The 20,736-nt window shown below is 63.0% G+C and carries 20 protein-coding genes; 5 read left to right on the top strand and 15 right to left on the bottom strand.

Annotated features, from left to right (window positions below; translation table 11 throughout):
• The first annotated feature begins 33 nt into the window (after window positions 1-33).
• Window positions 34-783: a FadR/GntR family transcriptional regulator gene (locus ACNFG0_RS21285; protein WP_416766276.1), complete on the top strand. Its 750-nt coding sequence runs from the start codon at window positions 34-36 to the stop codon at window positions 781-783.
• A gap of 59 nt (window positions 784-842) precedes the next feature.
• On the opposite strand, the gene ACNFG0_RS21280 is transcribed toward ACNFG0_RS21285, so the two are convergent.
• The 12 genes from ACNFG0_RS21280 to ACNFG0_RS21225 all read right to left on the bottom strand — a co-directional run bounded on the left by ACNFG0_RS21280 (window position 843) and on the right by ACNFG0_RS21225 (window position 14,599).
• Entirely contained in the window at window positions 843-2,426 is a 1,584-nt protein-coding gene (locus tag ACNFG0_RS21280) for an aldehyde dehydrogenase (NADP(+)) (RefSeq protein WP_416766275.1), read from the bottom strand.
• 83 nt (window positions 2,427-2,509) lie between these two features.
• Complete coding sequence (gene garD / locus ACNFG0_RS21275) at window positions 2,510-4,063, bottom strand: galactarate dehydratase (RefSeq protein ID WP_196155643.1); 1,554 nt, start codon at window positions 4,061-4,063, stop codon at window positions 2,510-2,512.
• A gap of 78 nt (window positions 4,064-4,141) precedes the next feature.
• Window positions 4,142-5,509: an MFS transporter gene (locus ACNFG0_RS21270; RefSeq protein ID WP_416766274.1), complete on the bottom strand. Its 1,368-nt coding sequence runs from the start codon at window positions 5,507-5,509 to the stop codon at window positions 4,142-4,144.
• A 105-nt stretch (window positions 5,510-5,614) separates the two neighbouring features.
• On the bottom strand, window positions 5,615-6,526 hold the full coding sequence (gene kdgD / locus ACNFG0_RS21265; protein ID WP_416766272.1) for a 5-dehydro-4-deoxyglucarate dehydratase: 912 nt from the start codon (window positions 6,524-6,526) through the stop codon (window positions 5,615-5,617).
• A 191-nt stretch (window positions 6,527-6,717) separates the two neighbouring features.
• Window positions 6,718-7,605 (bottom strand): aldose 1-epimerase, encoded by an 888-nt coding sequence (locus tag ACNFG0_RS21260; RefSeq protein ID WP_416766271.1) that lies wholly within the window; start codon window positions 7,603-7,605, stop codon window positions 6,718-6,720.
• A gap of 25 nt (window positions 7,606-7,630) precedes the next feature.
• Entirely contained in the window at window positions 7,631-8,554 is a 924-nt protein-coding gene (locus tag ACNFG0_RS21255; protein WP_416766269.1) for an EamA family transporter, read from the bottom strand.
• Between the two features lie 54 nt (window positions 8,555-8,608).
• Window positions 8,609-9,889, bottom strand: a complete 1,281-nt coding sequence (locus ACNFG0_RS21250; protein WP_196155638.1) for a TRAP transporter large permease — start codon at window positions 9,887-9,889, stop codon at window positions 8,609-8,611.
• Window positions 9,890-10,417: a TRAP transporter small permease gene (locus ACNFG0_RS21245; protein WP_416766267.1), complete on the bottom strand. Its 528-nt coding sequence runs from the start codon at window positions 10,415-10,417 to the stop codon at window positions 9,890-9,892.
• Window positions 10,418-10,482: 65 nt separating this feature from the next.
• Window positions 10,483-11,454, bottom strand: a complete 972-nt coding sequence (locus ACNFG0_RS21240; RefSeq protein ID WP_196155636.1) for a TRAP transporter substrate-binding protein — start codon at window positions 11,452-11,454, stop codon at window positions 10,483-10,485.
• Window positions 11,455-11,509: 55 nt separating this feature from the next.
• Window positions 11,510-12,403, bottom strand: coding sequence for an SMP-30/gluconolactonase/LRE family protein (locus tag ACNFG0_RS21235; RefSeq protein ID WP_416766266.1), 894 nt, complete (start codon window positions 12,401-12,403; stop codon window positions 11,510-11,512).
• A gap of 26 nt (window positions 12,404-12,429) precedes the next feature.
• Window positions 12,430-13,236, bottom strand: a complete 807-nt coding sequence (locus ACNFG0_RS21230; protein WP_416766264.1) for an NAD-dependent epimerase/dehydratase family protein — start codon at window positions 13,234-13,236, stop codon at window positions 12,430-12,432.
• A 124-nt stretch (window positions 13,237-13,360) separates the two neighbouring features.
• Window positions 13,361-14,599: an OprD family porin gene (locus tag ACNFG0_RS21225; protein WP_416766263.1), complete on the bottom strand. Its 1,239-nt coding sequence runs from the start codon at window positions 14,597-14,599 to the stop codon at window positions 13,361-13,363.
• 390 nt (window positions 14,600-14,989) lie between these two features.
• Here ACNFG0_RS21225 and ACNFG0_RS21220 point away from each other — a divergent pair, with 390 nt between their 5' ends.
• Window positions 14,990-15,631 (top strand): HD domain-containing protein, encoded by a 642-nt coding sequence (locus tag ACNFG0_RS21220; protein WP_416766261.1) that lies wholly within the window; start codon window positions 14,990-14,992, stop codon window positions 15,629-15,631.
• Window positions 15,632-15,743: 112 nt separating this feature from the next.
• Here ACNFG0_RS21220 and ACNFG0_RS21215 read toward each other — a convergent pair whose 3' ends face one another.
• Both ACNFG0_RS21215 and ACNFG0_RS21210 read right to left on the bottom strand, forming a co-directional pair.
• Window positions 15,744-16,733, bottom strand: a complete 990-nt coding sequence (locus ACNFG0_RS21215) for a GlxA family transcriptional regulator (RefSeq protein ID WP_416766259.1) — start codon at window positions 16,731-16,733, stop codon at window positions 15,744-15,746.
• A gap of 120 nt (window positions 16,734-16,853) precedes the next feature.
• On the bottom strand, window positions 16,854-17,594 hold the full coding sequence (locus ACNFG0_RS21210) for an SDR family oxidoreductase (RefSeq protein WP_416766258.1): 741 nt from the start codon (window positions 17,592-17,594) through the stop codon (window positions 16,854-16,856).
• Window positions 17,595-17,703: 109 nt separating this feature from the next.
• On the opposite strand from ACNFG0_RS21210, the gene ACNFG0_RS21205 reads away from it, so the two are divergent.
• Together ACNFG0_RS21205 and ACNFG0_RS21200 are read left to right on the top strand one after the other, a co-directional pair.
• Complete coding sequence (locus ACNFG0_RS21205) at window positions 17,704-18,621, top strand: LysR family transcriptional regulator (RefSeq protein ID WP_416766256.1); 918 nt, start codon at window positions 17,704-17,706, stop codon at window positions 18,619-18,621.
• Between the two features lie 339 nt (window positions 18,622-18,960).
• Window positions 18,961-19,152: a DUF4223 family protein gene (locus ACNFG0_RS21200; protein ID WP_196155628.1), complete on the top strand. Its 192-nt coding sequence runs from the start codon at window positions 18,961-18,963 to the stop codon at window positions 19,150-19,152.
• Between the two features lie 114 nt (window positions 19,153-19,266).
• On the opposite strand, the gene ACNFG0_RS21195 is transcribed toward ACNFG0_RS21200, so the two are convergent.
• Window positions 19,267-19,758: a GNAT family N-acetyltransferase gene (locus ACNFG0_RS21195; protein WP_416766254.1), complete on the bottom strand. Its 492-nt coding sequence runs from the start codon at window positions 19,756-19,758 to the stop codon at window positions 19,267-19,269.
• 315 nt (window positions 19,759-20,073) lie between these two features.
• Between ACNFG0_RS21195 and ACNFG0_RS21190 the strand changes: the two genes are divergently transcribed.
• The coding region (locus ACNFG0_RS21190) for a cache domain-containing protein (protein ID WP_416766252.1) at window positions 20,074-20,736 on the top strand (663 nt) is incomplete at its 3' end.

The raw sequence follows: 20,736 nt of genomic DNA, 5'->3' as shown, positions 1-20,736 counted from the left end.
TGACGGCTGTCTTTCAACGTGAATGTACAGGACATGACAGAGCAGCAGGCACAGCCCCGGGCCCGGCGCAAACCACGCAGTCTGGCCCAGGAGTTGGTCACGGTGCTGACCGAAAGGATCCGCAGTGGTCAGCTCAAGCGTGGCGACAAGCTACCGACCGAATCGCAGATCATGGCCGAGGAAGGCGTCAGCCGCACCGTGGTGCGTGAGGCCATTTCCCGGTTGCAGGCCGCAGGCCAGGTCGAGACCCGTCACGGCATCGGCACCTTCGTGCTGGACGCGCCGGCCAGCAGCGGTTTTCGTATCGATCCGGCGACCATCGTCACCTTGCGCGAAGTGCTGGCGGTGCTGGAGCTGCGCATCGCCCTGGAAGTGGAGTCGGCAGGCTTGGCGGCCCAGCGGCGCAGCGATGAAGCCTTGGCTGGCATGCGTGCCGCGCTGGACGAGCTCAACGAGGGCGCGGCCCACGCATCGGACGCCGTTTCGGCGGACTTCCAGTTTCATCTGCGTATCGCCCAGGCCAGTGGCAACCATTATTTTGCCGACATCGTCGACCACCTGGGGACCAGCATCATTCCGCGCACGCGAATCAATTCGGCGCGTCTGGCCCATGACGACCAGGCGCACTACATGAGCCGGTTGCGCCATGAGCATGAAGCGATCTATGAGGCGATCGCCCGGCGCGACAGCGAAGGGGCGAAGATGGCGATGCGCATGCACCTGTCCAACAGCCGGGAGCGGTTGCGCCAGGCCCATGAGCAGGCCGAGGCGCAAAACGTCTGACGCGATAGGCGTTCGCGGGGCTTGCCCCGCGATGGGCCGCGCAGCGGCCCCGGGGTGCCTCAGGCGATGGCGTCTTCGCTCCACTGGCCGTTGACCAGGCGGCGAAGGCCCAGTGGATTATCGTCACGCAGGGCTTCGGGCAACAGCGACTGCGGATAGTTCTGGTAGCACACCGGGCGCAGGAAGCGATCGATGGCCAGGGTGCCCACCGACGTACCGCGGGCGTCGGAGGTGGCGGGGTAGGGGCCCCCGTGGACCATGGCGTCGCACACTTCCACGCCGGTCGGGTAGCCGTTGACCAGAATGCGCCCAACCTTTTCTTCCAGCAGCGGCACGAGCCAGGCGTAGGCCTCCAGATCCTCCGGCTCGCCGATCAAGGTGGCGGTCAACTGACCACGCAGGCCCAGCAGCGCGGCGCGCAATTGCGCGTCGTCCTGTACCTCGACGGCTACCGTAGCGGGGCCGAACACTTCCTCTTGCAGCAGCGGGTCGGCATCGACCAACAACCGGGCATCGGCCTTGAACAGCTGGGCGCGGGCCTGGTTGCCTGCCTGGGGCTGGCCGGCCAGGTGCTCGATGCCGGCATGGGCGCTCAGGTGCGCAAGGCCGTTCACATAGCTGTGCAGGCCGCCGGCATTGAGCAGGGTCTGGCCGGCTTGTTGATCCAGATGCCGCCCGAGGTCGGCCAGCAGCTGGCTGTAGTGAGCCGATCGCAGGCCGATGACCAGGCCGGGGTTGGTACAGAACTGGCCGGCACCGAGGCAGACCGAGCCTGCCAGTTCGTGGGCGATGGCTTCGCCTCGCTTGGCCAGGGCGCCGGGCAGGATGATCACCGGGTTGATGCTGGACATCTCGGCGAATACCGGGATCGGCTGCGCACGCTCGGCTGCCATGCGGCAAAGAGCATCGCCGCCCTTGAGCGAGCCGGTGAAGCCGACCGCCTGGATCGCCGGGTGCTTGACCAGCCATTGGCCGACGCCACCGCCGAAGACCATGTTGAAGACGCCCTTGGGCATGCCGGTGCGCTCTGCGGCGCGCAGGATGGCGCAGCCGACCATGTCGGCGGTGGCCATGTGGCCACTGTGTGCCTTGAACACCACCGGGCAGCCTGCGGCCAGTGCAGCAGCGGTGTCACCGCCTGCGGTGGAGAACGCCAGCGGGAAGTTGCTGGCGCCGAACACCGCGACCGGCCCGACGCCGATGCGCATCTGGCGGATGTCCACGCGAGGCAGTGGCTGGCGCTGGGGTTGAGCGAGGTCGATTCTTGCGCCAAGGAAGTCACCGCGACGCAGGACCTGGGCGAACAGGCGCATCTGGCCGCTGGTGCGTCCACGTTCCCCCTGGATGCGCGCGGCGGGCAATGCGGTTTCGCGGCAGACGATCGCCACGAAGTCATCGCCCAGCTGGTCGAGCTCCTCGGCGATCGTTTCGAGGAATTCGGCGCGGCGCGTCGCCGGCAGTTGGCGGAACTCGGCGAAGGCGGCCGCCGCCGCGCGTGCGGCCTGGTCCACCTCGGCTTCGGTGGCCTGGATGAAGGTGTAGGGCAGGGCCTGGCCGGTGGTGGCGTCCAGGCTTTCGAGGCGTTGCGTGCCGGCGGCGCTACGTTCGCCGGCGATGAAGTTGTGGCCGAGGATCTCAGGCATGGGGTGCTCCAGTGGAAGAATGGATGACAGGCGCCTCGTGGCGGGAGCGCCTTCGCGAGGCGTCCCACGGCAATCGTGTCGCTTCAGGTGATGGGCGCCGGGTTGAACAGGGTGATGTCGTTGTGCAGCTTGTGTCGTTCGGCCCAGGTCCGCTTGCGACCGCTGGCCACGTCCAGGTAGTAGTGGAAAAGCTCCCAGCCCAGCTCCTCGATGGTCGCCCGGCCGCTGGCGATGCGGCCGGCGTCGATATCGATCAGGTCGGGCCAGCGCTGGGCGAGTTCCGTGCGGGTGCACACCTTGACCACCGGCGCCATGGCCAGGCCGTAGGGCGTGCCGCGTCCGGTGGTGAAGACGTGCAGGTTCATCCCGGCCGCCAGTTGCAAGGTGCCGCAGACGAAGTCGCTGGCGGGGGTGGCGCAGAAGATCAGGCCCTTGCGCGCCACGCGCTCGCCCGGGCCAAGCACTCCCTGGATGGCGCCGCTGCCAGACTTGACGATCGAGCCAAGGGATTTCTCGACGATGTTGGACAAGCCGCCTTTCTTGTTCCCCGGCGTGGTGTTGGCACTGCGGTCTGCCGCGCCTTGCTGCAGGTAGCGGTCGTACCAGTCCATTTCACGCACCAGGGCCTCGGCTACGGCCGGGGTTTCGGCGCGGGAGGTGAGCATGTAGATGGCGTCGCGCACTTCGGTGACCTCTGAGAACAGCACCGTCGCCCCGGCGCGCACCAGAAGATCCGCGGCGTAGCCCAGCGCCGGGTTGGCGGTGATGCCGGAGAATGCATCGCTGCCGCCGCACTGCATGCCCAGGATCAGCTCGCTGGCCGGTACGGTCTCGCGGCGGCGTTTGTCGAGCTTGACCAAGCGCGCTTCGGCCAGTGCCATGATCTGTTCGATCATTTCGACGAAACCCAGGCTGGCATCCTGCAACCGGTACAGCCACGGCTCGCTCAAGTCCACCGAAGGATCGTCTGCATGCATGACCTGGTCGGCTTGCAGCTTTTCGCAGCCAAGGCTGATGACCAGTGCTTCCCCGCCGAGGTTGGGGTTGCGTGCGAGGTTACGCACCGTGCGAATCGGGATGTAGGCGTCCCGGGCATTGATCGCCACGCCGCAGCCGTAGCTATGGGTGAGGGCGACCACGTCATCGACATTAGGGTACTTGGGCAGCAATTCTTCGCGGATACGCTTGACCGCATGCTCCAGCACCCCGGCCACGCACTGCACGGTGGTGGTGATACCCAGAAGGTTGCGGGTGCCGACGCTGCCGTCGGCGTTGCGATAGCCTTCGAACGTATAACCGTCGAGCGGTGGCAAGGCTTTGGGGACGGCATCGCAGCGCGGCAGGCTGTCCAGCTCCGGTGCGGCAGGCATGGCCAATTGGCTTTCCTTCACCCAGCTGCCCTTGCGCAGGTCTTCCAGGGCATAGCCGATGATCTGGCCATAGCGCCGTACCGGTTCTCCCTTGCCGATATCCACCGTGGCGACCTTGTGGCTCTGTGGTACGCCCTCGACCAAGGTCAAGCCGTCGGCGAAGCAGGCACCTTCTCCCAGGCCTGCGTCGTTGACGACCACCACCACGTTGTCGGCGTCATGCAGACGGACGTAGCGGGGCGAGTCGGAATGTTCGATCAACTGCATGATGGGCCCTTCTTGTCGTTGTCTCAGGCTTCGTTCATCCGCCAGCGCCGGCATGTGCGAGGCGCTGGCGTGCTTGGCTCAGGGGTGCGAGCTGGCCAGTTCGCCATTGGCGGTCGTGGTCGGCGCGGCTCCATCCTTGGGGGCATCCTGCAACTCGATGCGCTTGATCGGGCCGACGATCACCAGGTAGCTGAATACCGCCACCAAGGCATTGGCGCCCACATAGACCAGCGCCCACTTGAACGAGCCGGTGGCGCTGATGATGTAGCCGATGATGATCGGCGTGGTGATCGAGGCGATGTTGCCGAAGGTGTTGAACAGGCCTCCGGACAGTCCGGCGATCTGCTTGGGGGATGTATCGGCGACCACGGCCCAGCCCAGGGCGCCGATGCCCTTGCCGAAGAACGCCAGGGTCATGAAACCGACCACCATCCACTCGGCATCGACATAGTTGCAGAAGACCATGGTGGTCGACAGCAGCAGGCCGCAGACGATCGGCAGCTTGCGGGCGAAGGTCAGCGTATGGCCGCGGCGCAGCAGGTAGTCGGAGATCACCCCGCCCAGTACGCCGCCGATGAAGCCGCAGATGGCCGGCAGCGAGGCGATGAAGCCGGCCTTGAGGATCGACATGCCGCGCTCCTGTACCAGATACACCGGGAACCAGGTCAGGAAGAAATAGGTAATGGCATTGATGCAGTACTGGCCAAGGTAGACCCCTAGCAGCATGCGGCTGGTGAGCAACTGCTTGATGTAGCCCCACTTCGGGCCATCGCTGGCACGCTTCTGGTCCATGTCCACCAGGCCGCCGTTTTGCTCGATATGTGCCAGCTCGGCCTGGCTGATGCGTGGGTGCTGCCGGGGGTTGTAGATGGTCTTGAGCCAGATGCCGGAAAACACGATGCCCAATGCGCCCATCACCACGAACACGTGCTCCCAGCCGAAGCGGAACACCACCCAGCCCATGATCGGGGCGAACAGCGCCGTGGCGAAGTACTGCGCCGAGTTGAACACTGCCGAGGCCGTGCCGCGTTCGGCGGTGGGGAACCAGGCCGCGACGATGCGGGCGTTACCTGGGAACGATGGGGCTTCTGCAAAACCCACCAGAAAACGCAGGGTGAACAGCGTCACCACTGCCCAGGCCACCGGTAGGCCGCCAACGAAGCCCTGCAGCAGGGTGAACAGCGACCAGGTGAAGATGCTGAAGGCGTAGACGTTCTTCGAGCCGAAGCGGTCGAGCAACCAGCCCCCGGGAATCTGTCCGGCCACGTAGGCCCAGCCGAAGGCCGAGAAGATGTAGCCAAGCGTGACCGCGTCGATGCCGAGGTCTTTCTGCAGGCTGGAGCCGGCGATAGCGATAGTGGCGCGGTCGGCATAGTTGATCGTGGTCACCAGGAACAGCATGAGCAGGATCAGGTAGCGGACATGCGTTTTTTTAGTCGCTTGCATACTGACTAATACTCCCACTAGTTATTTTTGTGCGGGGATCGGGTAAAGGCCGAAGCAGGGTGGCCCGCTTCGGCCATGGCAATGACAGGCTGCCGGGGGCGTCGCTTATTGCGGGCCCAGCTTGTCCATCAGCGCCGCGAGCATCTCGTACTCTTCGCCGGTCAGGTCGGTCAGGGGCGTGCGCACCGGCCCTGCGTCGTAACCTGCGATTTTCGCCCCGGCCTTGACGATGCTCACGGCATAGCCGGCCTTGCGGTTGCGGATATCCAGGTACGGCAGGAAAAAGTCATCGATCAGCTTGGCCACGGTGGCGTGATCGTCACGGGCGATGGCGTGGTAGAAGTCCATGGCCGTGCGGGGCACGAAGTTGAAGACCGCCGAGGAATACACCGGAACGCCCAAGGCCTTGTAAGCCGCGGCATAGACTTCGGCGGTCGGCAGGCCACCCAGGTAGCTGAAACGCTCGCCCAGGCGACGGCGGATCGACACCATCAGTTCGATGTCACCCAGGCCGTCCTTGTAGCCGATCAGGTTCGGGCAGCGCTCGGCCAGCCGTTCAAGCTGGGTGGCATTGAGGCGGCAGACGTTGCGGTTGTACACCACCACGCCGATCTTCACCGACTTGCATACTGCCTCGACATGGTCTGCCACGCCGTCCTGGCTGGCCTCGGTGAGGTAGTGGGGCAGCAGCAGCAGGCCCTTGGCGCCAAGTCGCTCGGCCTGCTGGGCATATTCGATCGCCTGGCGGGTAGCGCCGCCAACGCCGGCGAGGATAGGCACGGAGCCTGCGCAGGTATCCACGGCGGTCTTGATCACCTGGCTGTATTCGCTGGCCGCCAGGGAGAAGAATTCGCCGGTGCCGCCGGCAGCGAACAGGGCGCTGGCGCCATAGGGTGCCAGCCACTCCAGGCGTTTGGCATACCCGGCCGGATTGAAATCGCCCCGGGCGTCGAAGTCGGTGACGGGGAACGAGAGCAGGCCGTGGGAGAGGATGGATTGCAGTTCTTGTGGGGTCATTGTTGTAGGCATCCTGTGGCGCATGGGTGGGTGGTTAGTTTTGATATAAGTTATCGTACAACTTGTCGGATGACTAGCCCCTCTTGCGAATTTAATGATCGGCGGTGCGTCTTTGTGGCTTAGGGAATCCGGGGTTTCTGCGGGTTCTAGCCCCTGATTGCATGTTCTTTAGTTGTCGTATCTGTTCGTCGTCATCTGGGGCGGCGTTGCGACAGCGCCACATACTGCAGGCTGAACCCAAGGCTGACCTGCTCGCCATGCCTGAGCAGACGCAACCCCGGGCGCCCCGGCAGGTGATGGGCGTTGATCGGATGGCTCACCGGTTCGAAACAGAAGAAGTCCTGGCCTTCGGGGCAGAACAGCAGGAAATGCCCGGCGCCGTTGGCGCGGCATTGCAGTTGGTAGCCAGCGCCGGGCTGCTCGATGGTGCAGTCACCGGCCCAGCCGCCGAAGGCATGGTCGATCACCGTTGCCGGCAACTGGTGCAGGGTGTCGAAGCGCCACGCCTGTTCGATCGGTGCAGGCCGTGAGGGCAGGCGATCTGGCTCGGCCAACCACACCTGCTGCGCCGGTGCTCGCAAGCGCGTGTCGGGGTAACGCGGGAAATACGGATGAAGCCCAAGCCCGTGCCAACGGGCGTGTGGATCGAGGTGGGTCACCTGCAGTTCGAGGTCCAGGCGGCCCTCGTCGAGCTGCACGTCCAGGGTGGCCCTGTAGGCGAACGGTAATTGGCTGTCCAGCACGAGACGGGCGCGCCGCTCACTGTGATGATCCACCTGCCAGGGCTGTTGCCAGGCGCTGCCATGGATCGGATAGGGGTCATGTGCGGTGTTGGGTGCCAGGGCCAGCCAGCCGTCTGGGCAATCGAAGCCGCCTTCACCGATGCGGTTGGACCAAGGTGCCAGCGGGTAGCACGCCAGGCGCCTGGGCGTCGCGCTGGCCAGGGCGGCCTGGTCGGAATGGCGCAGCAAGGCCTGGCCGCTGGCCTTGACCTGCCAGTTGACCAGGCTGGCGCCCAAGGTGGGAGCCAGGCTCAGGCGGGTCAGGCGATCCTGCAGCTGCAGTTGCGGCACAGCCATGGGAGGCTCCTCTGGAAAAATGCACTCAGCTCGGCCGGCGATAGGTCAGCAGCACGATGCCGCATACCACGACCGCGCCGCCAAGCAACTGCCAAGGGCTCAGGTGCTGGTCAAGCAAGGCCCAGCCCAACAGCAAGGTGGCGATTGGCTCGATGTTCATCACCGGCGCGTTATGCGCCATGTTCAGCCGCGGCACGCAGACGAACAGCAAAGTGAAGGCCACGCCATACAGCACCACCAGGCTGGCCAGCGCCATCCATCCATTGCCGCTGGCGGGTAACGACAACCCGGCGGGCATCACGCCACTGAAGCCGGCGACCAGCATGCTGACGAACACGACGAGCAGCGTCAGCAGGCTGCGCACCGGCCCACGCACGGCGGCCAGCTTGTGGTCGGTGATCCACAAGGCGCAGGCGAATACGCAGGCGGCGCCGAAGGCCAGGCTCACGCCTAGGCCCCAGTGTGGGTTGCTGTCACCGCGGTCGGCCAGGCGTGCCGGCACATCCAGCGCCAACACCAGGCCGCAGAGGATAAGGCCCATGAACAGCAGCGTACGCCCGGTCGGTCGTGGGCCGCCGAGTGCCCAGCTGAGCAACGCCAGCAGCATCGGGAAGGTATTGCCCACCAGCAGCGCCAGGGCCACCGGGATGCGCGCCACCGCGCTATACAGGCACAGGCTCTGGGTCGCGATCAACAGGCCCAGCAGCAGTTGCCAGCGCCGTGTGCCTGGCGGCAGGGCCAATGGCTGGCGCTGCCATGCGACCAGGCTGGCCAAGGCCAGCAAGGTGATGCCCGAACGGCAGAGGATCGCCAGCAGTACGCCGGTATCGTCATCGAAGGCGATACGCGCGGCAATGTGGTTGCCGGCGAACGAGCAGGCCAGCAGGGCCAGCAAGGCGACCGCCAGCTTGCGTGGAAAAAGGGTGGGAGAAGCGGCAACGACAGCCATGTGCGGGGTCCATGTGCAGGAGGGGCGGGCCATCTGGGCCCGCCCGGTTGATGCTTACAGCACGACGCTGGGCAGCCAGAGGGAAATGGCGGGAATGTAGGTCACGGCGATGAGCACCATGAACAGCGCGACGTAGAAGGGCAGCAGGGCCTTCACCGTCGCCTCGATGCTCACCTTGCCGATCGCCGAGCCGACGAACAGCACCGCGCCCACCGGTGGTGTGATCAAGCCGATGCCCAGGTTGACCAGCATGATCATGCCGAAGTGCACCGGGTCCACGCCGATGCCTGTGATGACCGGCATCAGGATCGGTGTCAGGATCAGGATCAACGGCGCCATGTCCATCACCGTGCCCAACAGCAGGAGCATGAAATTGATGCACATGAGGATCACGTAGCGGTTATCCGACAATGTCAGGAACGCCGTGGTGATCTTCGAGGGGATCTGCATCAGCGTCATCACGTAGCCGAAACTGGCGGCGAAGCCGATCAGGATCATGACGATGGAGATGGTGCGCACCGTGCGGTGCATGAGCTTGGGCAGGTCCCGCCATTTGTAGTCGCGGTAGACGAACATGGTCACGAAGAATGACCAGACCACGGCGATGGCGGCCGACTCGGTGGCGGTGAACACGCCCGAGAGGATGCCGCCAAGGATGATCACCATGGCCATCAGGCCCCACAGTGCTTCACCGGCGATCTTCAGTGCCTGGCGCAGCGGGATCACTTCGCCCTTGGGGTAGTTGCGCTTTTTCGCGAAGACCAAACATAGCCCCATCATCACCGCGCTCAGCAGCAGTCCGGGCATGACCCCGGCCATGAACAGCGATGCGATCGACACCGTGCCGCCGGCCGCCAGGGAGTACAGCACCGAGTTGTGGCTCGGCGGAGTGAGCAATGCCTGGACCGAACCGCTGACCGTCACTGCGGTGGAGAATTCGCGCGGGTAACCCTTGCGTTCCATCTCCGGAATCAGCACCGAGCCGACCGACGCGGTGTCAGCCACCGACGAGCCGGAAATGGCGCCGAAGAACGTCGAGGCCGTGATGTTGACCAGCGACAGCCCACCGCGCACGAAGCCCACCAGCACCCCGGCGAACGCCACCAGGCGCCTGGACATGCCGCCTTCGGCCATGATCGCGCCGGCCAGCACGAAGAACGGGATGGCCAGCAACGAAAACTTGTTAACCCCGCTGGCGACCTGGATCATCATTGCCTGCAGTGGAATGTCGATCCACCAGGCGCCGATCAGCGCGGCCAGGCCCAGGGCGTAGGCCACCGGCATGCCTATCAGGATGAGCAGGATGAAACTGCCCAGAAGAATGATCGCATCCATTTATGCAGCCCCCTCGCTGTCTTCCACCAGGTCGAAACACACCACCTTGCGGGTGCTCTGGTCGCCCAGCAGCAGCCTTTCGAGCACGAATATCAATGTCAGCACGCCGCCAATCGGGATCGGGGCGTAGGTCATGCCGACACGCACGGTCGGCAGCGAGGCGAGAAACTGGTTCCAGGTGGTCATGCACAGCTTGGTGCCGTAGTAGGTCATGAAGACGCATACGCCCAGCATCAACAGTTGCACCAGCCGCGCGGCAGCGCTGCGCAGGCCGGCAGGCAGGCGATCGGTGACCATCGCCACCGCCATGTGCGCACCGGCCCGGTAGCTGGCCGCCGCGCCGACGAAGGTGAAGACCACCATCAGCAGGATGGCGACTGGCTCCGGCCAACTGGAGCCGGTGCCGAGAACGTAGCGGGCGAAGATGCCCCATGGAATGATCAGGGACATGGTCAGCACCGACAGGCCCGCGACCCAGATACAGGCGCTGTACAACGTGTCGTTCAAGCGCAGGAAGGCTGTTTTCATAAGCATCACCGACGCTGCAGCACGACGCGTGTCGCACTGCAGGTTGATCAGGGAAGAGGGCGGGGTTACTGGACGTCGGCGATGCGTTTCATCAGGTCGGCGTACTGCGCGCCGTATTTCTCGCGCACCGACGCGGTGGCGTCGTAGAAGGGTTTCTTGTCGACGCTGATGAACTCGACGCCTGCAGCCTTGAGTTTTTCTTCGCTGGCCGCGGACTTCTGGTCCCACAACGTACGCTCTTCCATCTGCGCCTCGCGCGCGACTTTCCTGACCAGCGCCTGCTGCTCGGGGGAGAGCTTGTTCCAGGTGGTCTTGGACATCACGACCGGCTCCGGAAGGATCAGGTGCCCGGTAAGCGTGTAGTACTTGGCGTTCTGGTAGTGGTTATGTTCCAGCAACGTTGGCGGGTTGTTCTCGGCGCCGTCGATCACCCCGGTCTGCAGGGCGCTGAAGATCTCGCCGGTGTCCATGGCGATGCCGTTGCCGCCCATGGCATTCATCATGTCGATGAACAGCGGGTTGCCCTGCACGCGGATCTTCATGCCCTTGAGGTCGTCGATGCTGCGCACCGGCTCCTTGGTGTAGAGGTTGCGTGTCCCGCCATCCATCCAGGCCAGGGCCACCAGGTTGAAGTCGGAACGGGTGATCTTGTCGAGGATCTCCTGGCCGATGTCGCCATCGATGACCTTGCGCATGTGTTCATGGTCGCGGAACACGAACGGCATGTTGAACACGTTCACATCCGGCACCACCGGGCCGACGATGCCCAGGCTGACTCGGGTCATCTGCACGGCACCGATCTGCGCCTGTTCGATCACCTCCTTTTCCGAGCCAAGCACGCCGCCTGGGAACATCTTGAAGGTGATCTCGCCATTGCTGGCTTGTTCGAGTTTCTTGCCCATGTTCTGTTCGGCGACCACGGTCGGGTAGCCTGCGGGGTGGATCTCGGCGAACTTGATGTCCAGTGCCGAGGCCGGCAGGGACAGCGAGCAGGCCAGGGGGAGTACGGCGAGGAGCAGCTTGCGTTTGAAGGTCATGAGGAAACTCCGGTCTTGTTATTGTCTGGTTTCGGTCGTGTCGATGCTGCTGTGCTCAGTTCTGGTAGGCCGTTTCCTCCATGCCTTTGACGCCGACATTCAGGGCGAACACGCCGCCTGCCAGAGGCTGTTGGTGCAGGTCCACCCCGGCCGGGCGGATCGAGGTCACGAACAGGGTGTCCAGGTCCGGGCCACCGAACGCGCACATGGCGGGCTTGCTGACCGGTACCTGCAGCGAGCGGTCCAGCTTTCCTTCAGGCGTGAAGCGGTGCACCAGCCCTGCGTCGTTGCCACAGATCCAGTAGCAACCGTCCTGGTCGATGGCGGCGCCATCGGGGCGTCCAGGGAACTGGTGCATGTCGACGAACACACGCTGGTTGTGCGGGGTGCCGCTGTCGATGTCGTAGTCGAAGGCCCAGATGGTCTGTACCTGCGGGTGCGAATCGCTCAGGTACATGCGTTTGCCGTCCGGGCTGAAGGCCAGGCCGTTGGGCACGATCAGGTGTTCCAGGTGCGCGCGCAGAGGCTGGCCTTCGCCGTCGTGTCGATACAGGGCTCCGACGCGAGCCCCCAGCTGCATGTCCATGAGCATCGTGCCGGCCCAGAAACGGCCCTGGCGGTCGCAACGTCCATCGTTGAATCGCATGCCTTGGCGAGCATGTTCGACCGGGCTTGCCAGCTGGCTGTCCAAGGTGCCCTGGGCGGTTGGGGTCAGGTGGAAGATGCCGCTCTGCATGCCGGCGATCCAGCTGTTGGCCGAGCCGGCGCAGCGCGCGATGCAGGCGAGCATTTCCCCGGCCTGCCAGGTGTGGTGCTGATTGTCCTGCATGCGCCAGCGATGCAGCCGGCCGGCGGGAATGTCGACCCAGTACAAGGCCTGTTCCAACGGGTGCCATACAGGGCTCTCGCCGGTGGCGTTGCGGGCATCGACGATCAGTTCGCAGTGCATGGTGAAGGCTCCTGGCAAGGCCTGGATCAGTCGAATGGCCCGGCAGCGACGAAGGCGCCGCCCTGGTAGACCATGCTCGGGTCATCGTCGGCAGGTGCGGGCTGGGCTTGGACCTTTTCACGGAACACCTCGGAGGTGTCCTTGGGTTGGTAGCCTAGGTGGGCGGCATGACGGTTGTCCCACCACACCGTGCGGTTGTCGGACGCGCCGTAGACCACCGTGTGGCCGACCCCGGCGGTGAACAGCCCGCGCTCGATCAGTTGGGTAAGGTCGTCGTAGCTCAGCCAGGTGCAGAGCATCCGGGGGTTCTGTGGCTCGGGGAACGAGGAGCCGATGCGGATGCTGACAGTCTCGATGCCATGGCGGTCGAAGTAGAAGCTGGCCATGTCCTCGCCGTAGCACTTGGACAAGCCGTAGTAACCGTCCGGGCGGCGCTGGGCGTGGGCATCGATACGTTCGTGCTGCTTGTAGAAACCGATCACATGGTTGGAGCTGGCGAAGATGATGCGCTTGACGCCGTGCTTGCGTGCGGCTTCGTAGATGTGGAACACGCCGCAGATGTTGGGGCCGAGGATGTCCTCGAACGCATGTTCGGTAGACACGCCGCCGAAGTGGACGATCGCGTCCACACCTTCGACCAAGGCGTGCACGGCAGCCTTGTCGGCCAGGTCGCAAGGGATGACTTCTTCATGGGGACCGGTGGCAGGCGCCATCGGGGCGATATCGGAAAGGCGCAGGACTTCGGCGCAGCCTGTGAGGCGTTGGCGAAGGACCTTGCCAAGGCCGCCTGCGGCTCCGGTGAGCAGCAGGCGCTTGAAGGGGGTGACTGTCATGACCGGCTCTTTTTGTTGATTGTTGTAAGTTGTCGTATGACTGTGGCGATTATGGTCAAGGGCTTTCGGGCTTGTCAATGCTCCGATAGGCGCACGAAAGCCTTGGCGCAGCGTCTTGTCCCGCTTACAGGATCGACAATGGGTAGTTGAAAATCAGACGGTTCTCGTCGAATTCGTTGTTGCTGAAGTCCCGCCGAATCGTCGAGTTGCGCCATTTCACGCTCAGGTCCTTGAAGGGCCCGCTCTGGATGACGTAGGCCAGTTCCGACTCGCGTACCCATTCCTTGCCGTCGCTGACAGCCGCGCTGTGCACATCGCGCCCGCTGATGTAGCGATTCATCAAGGTCAGGCCTGGCACGCCCAGTGTGACGAAGTTGAAGTCGTGCCGCACTTGCCAGGAACGTTCGTTGGCATTGTCGAAACTGGCGTTGTAGCTGTCGTTGGCCAGGGTGCCGCCGCTGGTGCCATTGACGCGCATCCAGGTGTCCCCGCTGACTTTCTGCAGGCCGAGATAAAAGGTGTGGCCGCCGTACCGGGCCGAGAACATACCTGAGTAGGTCTTGTTATCCAGCTGCCCGGCGCGCTCGGCGCCATCTTCCTCGCCCTGGAAGTAACCCAGGTTGGCGCCAAGGGTCCAGCTGCCTACCGGTTGGCTGTGGCTCACTTGCAGGTACTGTTGTCGATAGACATCCTTGAGCACGGCATTCCACAGGCCGACCAGCGTCCGATCTTGGTTGAACTTGTATTCGCCACCGGCGAAGTTGAAGCGGTCCGAACTCGCGCCGCCATAGCTCATGTCATCCATGCTGGCGTCGTTGCGTGGGCTGTTGCCACGAAACTGGCCGCCATACAGCGTCAGCCCGGCGATTTCGTTGGACGTGACCTGGCCACCGCGAAAGGTCTGTGGCAGTGAACGACCATCGTCGGAGCGCAGGATCGGCAGCACCGGCATCCATTCGCCGATCTTCAGCTCGGTTTTCGAAAGGCGCGCTTTGCCTGCCACCGCCAGGCGTCCGTAGTCGTCTGCCGGACGCCCATCGTCGTGGCGCGGCAACAGCGCCGTGCCGTAGGTGCCGCCACCGCCATCGAGTTTCACCGACCACAGGCCTAGAACGTCTACGCCAAACCCGACCGGCCCCTCGGTGAAACCGGAGCGTGCATCGAGGATGAAACTCTGGGTCCATTCCTCTGCCTTGCCTTGCGGGTTGGCAGGGTTGGTGAAGTTGCGATTGATGTAGAAGTTGCGAAGGCCCAGGGTGGCCTTGGCGTCCTCGACGAAACCTGCGGCCAGGGCTTGCGGAGCGTTGGCGACCAGGCCCGCGCCGAGCAGGGCCAGCGACAGGGTTTTGGGATGGATGCTCATGGTGATACTCACTGATTGTTGTTTTTGTTGTGTGTTGTCGTATGACTTGGTGATTATTGTCAGCCACCATGTACCTGTCAACGCTGAAAGATGCAGGGAAAATGCGAAATTTATGGTTTTTCAGGGCGCAATCTGGCCGGAACGCTCTATGGCGGGCTTTGAAGGAAATTTATGAGGTGTTATGACCTGTAGGCGCGGGGTGGCGCGAAATGACGCCTATCTGTCCTGATCCGAAGTGGTCTGTTCATTGTTCCGCTGCGGGCCCGATGCTGGAATTTCGCCAGGCGCCGCGATGGCTCGATCGCCCACCTGGGCATTGGGGTCGCGGTGGTTCAACCTAGGCATTTCGCACGGTGTTGCACTGTGCCGCCTGATCAGGAGTGTATGTTGATGAGCGAAATCATTGCAGGTATCCGAGTCCCCGATAGCGCGATCGCCCGTGCCGCCACCGAGCTCGTTCGTGATACCGAGGACGACCTGCTGTTCAATCATAGCCGCCGGGTTTTCTGCTGGGGGGCTCTGACCGGCGAACGCCGCGGCCTGTCATTCGATCCCGAGTTGCTGTACCTGGGCGCCATGTTCCACGACGTGGGCCTGACGGCCCGCTACGCCAGCCCCGACCTGCGCTTCGAGGTCGATGGGGCGAATGCGGCGCGGGACTTCATGCGCAGCCATGGGGTTGCGGAGCGCGACATCGAGGATGTCTGGACGGCAATCGCCCTGCACACCACGCCCGGCATTCCCGAGCACATGCGACCGACCATTGCCTTGGTGACGGCAGGGGTCGAGATGGATGTGTTGGGCATTGCCTATGAAGAATTCACCCACGAGCAACGTTGCCAGGTCTGCAAGTGCCATCCCCGCGAGGCGAGTTTCAAGGAAGGCATCATCGACCATTTCGCCGACGGGATAAAACACAAGCCGGCGACCACGTTCGGCAACGTAAAGGCCGATGTCCTGGCGCTGAAGGTACCTGGCTACACGCGCATGAACTTCTGCTCGCTCATTCTTGGCTCGGCCTGGCCGAACTGAGACTGAAATATGCCTGATGCTGTTTCAGGCCTGGAACCGATGAGAGGCGCGGTACACCTTCCCGGCAATCGGTGCCTTGCCAAAAAAGGCCATGCCGCCACGGGCATGGACGCTACGAACGCGGTTCAGTGACAGCGGCTTGGCGACGGAAGTTGCTTCGATACTGGGTCGGGGTGACGCCGAGCCGCTCGTTGAACGTGAGGCGCATACGGTCGACCGTACCAAAGCCACAGTCGTAAGCGACGGCTTTCAATGGGCGGTCGCTGGCTTCCAGCATCCGCCGCGCAGCATCGATACGCGCACGCTGTACGAACTCGTGTGGGGTGATCCCGGTTTCCTGCACGAAGTAACGTGCCAGGTTGCGTGCGCTCATCCCGACTTCGTTGGCGAGCGATTGCAGGCTGTGTCGTTCGCCAATGTGGGTCATCACATGGGTTTGGATGCGGGCCACCGGTGATGTGGGGTTGGCCGGTGCGGTGAGGTAAGGGCTGAACTGCGACTGGCCCCCCTGGCGCTGAGCGACCACCACCAACCGTTTCGCTACTGTCAGGGCAATGTGCTGTCCATGGCACTGTCCGACCAGGGCCAAGGCCAGATCGATACCCGCCGTGACGCCCGCGGAAGTCATCAGCCTGTCGTCGCGTACATAGATGGCGTCGGGCTCGACGCAGGCCAGGGGAAACCGTGCCGCCAGTTTCGGTGCATGCTGCCAGTGCGTCGTCACACGGCGTTGGTCGATGAGCCCGGCGTACCCCAGTGCGAACGCGCCTGTGCAGATGGAGCCGTACAGGTTCGCATGGTTCGGGGCATCGCTGAGCCACTCGATAAGGCGTGGGTCGGGTGATGCATCGGGCAGGGAAGGGCCGCCCGCGACCAACAGCACATCGAAGACATCGGCGGCTTCGCCGAACGCGAGATCTGCTCGCAATTGCATGTTGTTCGATGCCCGAAGCGGGCTATGGTCGGCAGCAACCAGCACGGTTTCATAGCGCTCATCGTTTGCGAGGTAGGCGTTGGCCTCATGGAATACGTCCAAGGGGCCGGCGACATCCAGCGCCTGGACCCCATCATGGATGGCAATCGCCACTGTTCGTACCGTCATAGGGCTTCCTGTTCTGCTTGCCCGATCCCAAACCTTGCGAAGGTAGTGTAGGAACCGATTTCCTGTCCATGACGTATGCGGTGTCGCAGTGTTGCGCGCAAAGTGCGTCCTGCGATGGCTTCAGGCAAAACCGCCGTTGGCGCGCAGCACTTGCGAATTGATCCAGCGGCCATCGGGGCCGGCGAGGAAGGCGACCGCGCCGGCGATATCCTCTGGTGTACCGAGCCGTTGCAGCGGCGCCAGGGCAGCGATCTGGTCGACCTGCTCCTGTGTCTTGCCTGCCAGGAACAGTTCCGTGCCGACCGGCCCGGGAGCGACTGCATTGACGGTGATGTTTCGCCCACGCAATTCGTTGGCAAGCACATGCACCAAGCCTTCGACGCCGGCCTTGGAGGCGATGTAGGGGCCATAGCCAGGGAACGACCTGGCAATGACACTGGTAGACAGTGCAATGATACGGCCACCGTCGCTGACGTTGGCGGCCGCTTCGGCCAGCACCAGGAAGGCACCTCGCAGATTGGTGGCTATCACCCGGTCGAAATCGGCCAGGCTCTCGCTGCTGACAGGGGCCAGAGTCATGATGCCCGCACTATTGACCACGACGTCGATATGACCGAACGCCTGCTTCGCGGCAGCGAACAACGCCGCGACATCATCCTGCTTGCCCACATCGCCCTGGACAGCGATAGCCTTGCCCCCCGAGGAGGTGATGGCTGTAACGGTTTCCTGTGCCTTGGCCGCATTGCCTGCGTAGTTGATGACAACGGCAAAACCATCTGCCGCCAGACGCTTGGCAATCGCTTGGCCGATACCACGGGAGCCTCCCGTGACGATGGCGGTCTTCAGTGTAGGTGCGTTCATGGAGTCTCCAGGCTAGAGGGGGAACGCGTTCATTATTTTTGTTTCGCCGTGCCGGATAAATCGTATTAAATGAGCATCTGAATTCAACCAAGCACAACAATGCTCGCTCATGGATCGCTTCGATTCGCTTCAGTTGTTCGCCCGCATCGTCGAGCTGGCCAGTTTCAGTCGCGCCGCGCAATCACTCCAGATTCCTCGCGCGACTGCGACCCATGCGATCAAGGCGCTGGAGGCGCGGCTAGGTACGCGCCTGCTTGAGCGCACGACTCGCCACGTGCGTCCGACACTCGACGGGCAGGCCTTCTATGAGCGGTGCGTGCATGTCCTGAGCGAGTTGGAGGATGCAGAGTCCTCGTTGCGACAGATCGCGTCCAACCCTCGAGGCGTGCTGCGCGTCAACATGCAGGGCACCCATGCCACGAGAATCGTGCTGCCTGAAGTGGACGCCTTCCGCATGCGCTATCCCGGCATCGACTTGGTCGTGAGTTGCGGGGACAGGCTGGTCGATCTGGTACGTGAAGGGGTGGATTGCGTCGTTCGCGCAGGCAACCCGCGTGACTCATCCCTTGTCGCACGCCGGCTGGCGCTCATGCCGCAACTTATCTGCGCCAGCCCGACCTATTTGGCCCGCTTCGGCACGCCACATCATCCGGATCAACTGGCGACGCATCAGGTCGTGAAGTTCTTCTCCAGCGGTGGGGACGTGGACAGCGCCTTGGAACTGCTTATCGATAATCAGGTACGCGAGTTCGTGTTGGACGGTTGGATGTCGGTCAATGACGCCGAAAGTTACGTCATTTGTGCACTGCGTGGTTGTGGGTTGATTCAACTGCCACGCTTCCATGTGGAAGATGAACTAAAGAGCGGACGGCTCGTCGAAGTGTTGAGTGACTGGGAGAGCCCGCATCTTCCGCTCTCGGTGTTATATCCCCATCATCGACAGTTATCGCCGCGTGTGCGCGTCTTCGTGGATTGGCTGAGTAGGCTATACGAAGAAAAGTTCGGCCTTCATATAGACAACGCATAACGATGCGAGTGTACGGGCGTCTTGTAGGAGATACCCCAGCCCTTTGGGTTGCGCTGTCGCGCAAAGAGCAGGTGGCTAGGGCTGGTCTCGCTCCCGCCGTTATGCATTGTTCTATGAGAGCAGGCTTGCCCCGCGATGGGGAGCATGTTGCCATAGGTGGATGACGCACATTCATTTGAATGTGAGTTGTGTTGTTGATCAATGCTTTGGATTGCAATTCCGGAGGGAATATTCGCTCGATGGGGGCAGGCGTTAATGGGTGTTCTTTTTTTTGAACGCGTTTGTTACTATCGCCGCGCCATCAGTAAGGTGGCGAATTATAAATTAAAGGATTGAGTAATGAAAAAGCTGATCAAGGCCACTGTTGCCGTCGCTGTCGTTTCTGGCGTGGCTCTGCTCTCCGGTTGCACCGGCCAAGTCTACAACCAGCAGAAGAACTGCTCGTACGACTACCTGTTCCACCCTTCGGTTTCCATTTCCAAAGTTATTGGCGGTTGCGGCCCGATCGACAAACTGCCGCAGCAGCAGTAATTCTGGAACGCGCTGTTTTCGGCGTGATCAAAACCCCAGTCACTACATGGCTGGGGTTTTTTATTACCCGCGATTTCATGACCGCTGTAGGAGCGTACGTATTTCAGTGGGTTATCAACCGACGTGCTTGGCCATTTCAGCGGTGGCGCCCCACCCCTGTGCCTGATACACAGGCCTGCCGGCCTCGGTGGCATGCAGCACGGCGAAGTCGATGCCGCGTCGGGTGAACTCGGCCTCGGCCAGCTTCATCAGCGCTGACGCCAGGCCTCGGCGCCGGTAGTCCGGTTCGACGAACACGTTCAGCACATAGCCGCGCTGGTCGCGAGTCGGATGGGCCGGGTGCGGTGGCCAATCGATGCTCATCAGGCCGATGGCGGCGGCGACATGCTCGCCTTCTACCACGGCGAAGCCGTAGTAGCGGCCATCGCCCAGGCGCTGCGACAGCCAGGGGCGGAAGTGTTCGGTCATCTGGCGAAGTTGTTCGGGGTCGCCGGCGGCCTCCAGGAACATCCGTTCGCGGTGGCGGCAGATCACTTCCAGGTCATTGAGACCGAGGCGCCGGACCGTCAGGCCTGGGCAGTCGATATCGCCGGGGATTTCGTGCATGGCATGCCCTCCGTTGGGTGGGCTCGATGCTAGTGCAGCCAAGAGATGGGCGTTAGTTACAGATGGCCGTGAATTACGCCATACAGGCCCCAATGGCGAGGTCCCTGTAGGAGCGGGCTCGTCCCGCGATGGGCCGCATAGCGGCGCCATTGCCACTTAACCCATGCCATTTAGTAAGAAAGGTCGCGGGAATTTGTGAGAAAAATCGCTACAGCGCTCAAGATCCCTACACGGGCAGCCGATAGCGCAAGCGAGAGTCCCGCCATCGAGTCATGAGCGCGCGATAAAAAGAACAATCCATCCAAGGTCCGGAACATGAACCTGAAATTCCGCCACAAGGTCCTGCTCAGTGCCTGCGGCGTCGTGGTATTGGCGTTTGCCTTGTTCACCCTCTACAACGACTACCTGCAGCGCAACATCATCCGCCAGAACATCGAGTCTTCCGTGCAACAGGCTGGCGCCTTGACCGCCAGCAGCGTGCAGAACTGGATGAGCGGGCGCATCCTGATGCTTGAGAACCTCGCCCAGGACATCGCCCAGCAGGGCATCGGCGCTCATGTCGCCGGGCTGGTCGAGCAACCGTCCTACACGCAGAACTTCCTCTTCACCTACCTCGGCCAAGCCGATGGGGTATTCACCCAGCGGCCGTTCGTGGAGCTGCCCGAAGGTTTCGACCCGCGCAAGCGGCCCTGGTACGGCGAAGCGGCCAATGCCGGGCGTACCGTATTGACCCCGCCTTACCAGGGCACCGTCGGTGGCCTGATGATGAGCATCGTGACGCCGGTCAAGGCCAAGGCCAGCGGCGAGCTGTTGGGCGTGGCGGGCGCTGACCTGAGCCTGGATACCCTGGTGCGGTTGATCAACTCGGTGGACTTCGGCGGCATCGGCCACGCCTTCCTCGCCGACCGTAACGGCCAGGTGATCGTCAGCCCCGACAAGGACCAGGTGATGAAGAACCTCAAGGACATCTACCCCGAT

The organism is Pseudomonas sp. NY15372 (assembly GCF_048068215.1).
GTDB classification, from domain to species: Bacteria; Pseudomonadota; Gammaproteobacteria; order Pseudomonadales; family Pseudomonadaceae; genus Aquipseudomonas; species Aquipseudomonas guariconensis_A.
This window is presented reverse-complemented; position numbering and strand designations above follow the sequence as displayed.

Bases quoted from the DNA above. Each gene is read 5' to 3' on its own strand.
- ACNFG0_RS21225 (WP_416766263.1), bottom strand. From the start codon at position 14,599: ATGAGCATCCATCCCAAAACCCTGTCGCTGGCCCTGCTCGGCGCGGGC.
- ACNFG0_RS21245 (WP_416766267.1), bottom strand. From the start codon at position 10,417: ATGAAAACAGCCTTCCTGCGCTTGAACGACACGTTGTACAGCGCCTGT.
- ACNFG0_RS21240 (WP_196155636.1), bottom strand. From the start codon at position 11,454: ATGACCTTCAAACGCAAGCTGCTCCTCGCCGTACTCCCCCTGGCCTGC.
- ACNFG0_RS21200 (WP_196155628.1), top strand. From the start codon at position 18,961: ATGAAAAAGCTGATCAAGGCCACTGTTGCCGTCGCTGTCGTTTCTGGC.
- ACNFG0_RS21285 (WP_416766276.1), top strand. From the start codon at position 34: ATGACAGAGCAGCAGGCACAGCCCCGGGCCCGGCGCAAACCACGCAGT.
- ACNFG0_RS21235 (WP_416766266.1), bottom strand. From the start codon at position 12,403: ATGCACTGCGAACTGATCGTCGATGCCCGCAACGCCACCGGCGAGAGC.
- ACNFG0_RS21195 (WP_416766254.1), bottom strand. From the start codon at position 19,758: ATGCACGAAATCCCCGGCGATATCGACTGCCCAGGCCTGACGGTCCGG.
- kdgD (WP_416766272.1), bottom strand. From the start codon at position 6,526: ATGACCCCACAAGAACTGCAATCCATCCTCTCCCACGGCCTGCTCTCG.
- garD (WP_196155643.1), bottom strand. From the start codon at position 4,063: ATGCAGTTGATCGAACATTCCGACTCGCCCCGCTACGTCCGTCTGCAT.
- ACNFG0_RS21215 (WP_416766259.1), bottom strand. From the start codon at position 16,733: ATGACGGTACGAACAGTGGCGATTGCCATCCATGATGGGGTCCAGGCG.
- ACNFG0_RS21230 (WP_416766264.1), bottom strand. From the start codon at position 13,236: ATGACAGTCACCCCCTTCAAGCGCCTGCTGCTCACCGGAGCCGCAGGC.
- ACNFG0_RS21205 (WP_416766256.1), top strand. From the start codon at position 17,704: ATGGATCGCTTCGATTCGCTTCAGTTGTTCGCCCGCATCGTCGAGCTG.
- ACNFG0_RS21210 (WP_416766258.1), bottom strand. From the start codon at position 17,594: ATGAACGCACCTACACTGAAGACCGCCATCGTCACGGGAGGCTCCCGT.
- ACNFG0_RS21260 (WP_416766271.1), bottom strand. From the start codon at position 7,605: ATGGCTGTGCCGCAACTGCAGCTGCAGGATCGCCTGACCCGCCTGAGC.
- ACNFG0_RS21280 (WP_416766275.1), bottom strand. From the start codon at position 2,426: ATGCCTGAGATCCTCGGCCACAACTTCATCGCCGGCGAACGTAGCGCC.
- ACNFG0_RS21250 (WP_196155638.1), bottom strand. From the start codon at position 9,889: ATGGATGCGATCATTCTTCTGGGCAGTTTCATCCTGCTCATCCTGATA.
- ACNFG0_RS21220 (WP_416766261.1), top strand. From the start codon at position 14,990: ATGAGCGAAATCATTGCAGGTATCCGAGTCCCCGATAGCGCGATCGCC.
- ACNFG0_RS21255 (WP_416766269.1), bottom strand. From the start codon at position 8,554: ATGGCTGTCGTTGCCGCTTCTCCCACCCTTTTTCCACGCAAGCTGGCG.
- ACNFG0_RS21270 (WP_416766274.1), bottom strand. From the start codon at position 5,509: ATGCAAGCGACTAAAAAAACGCATGTCCGCTACCTGATCCTGCTCATG.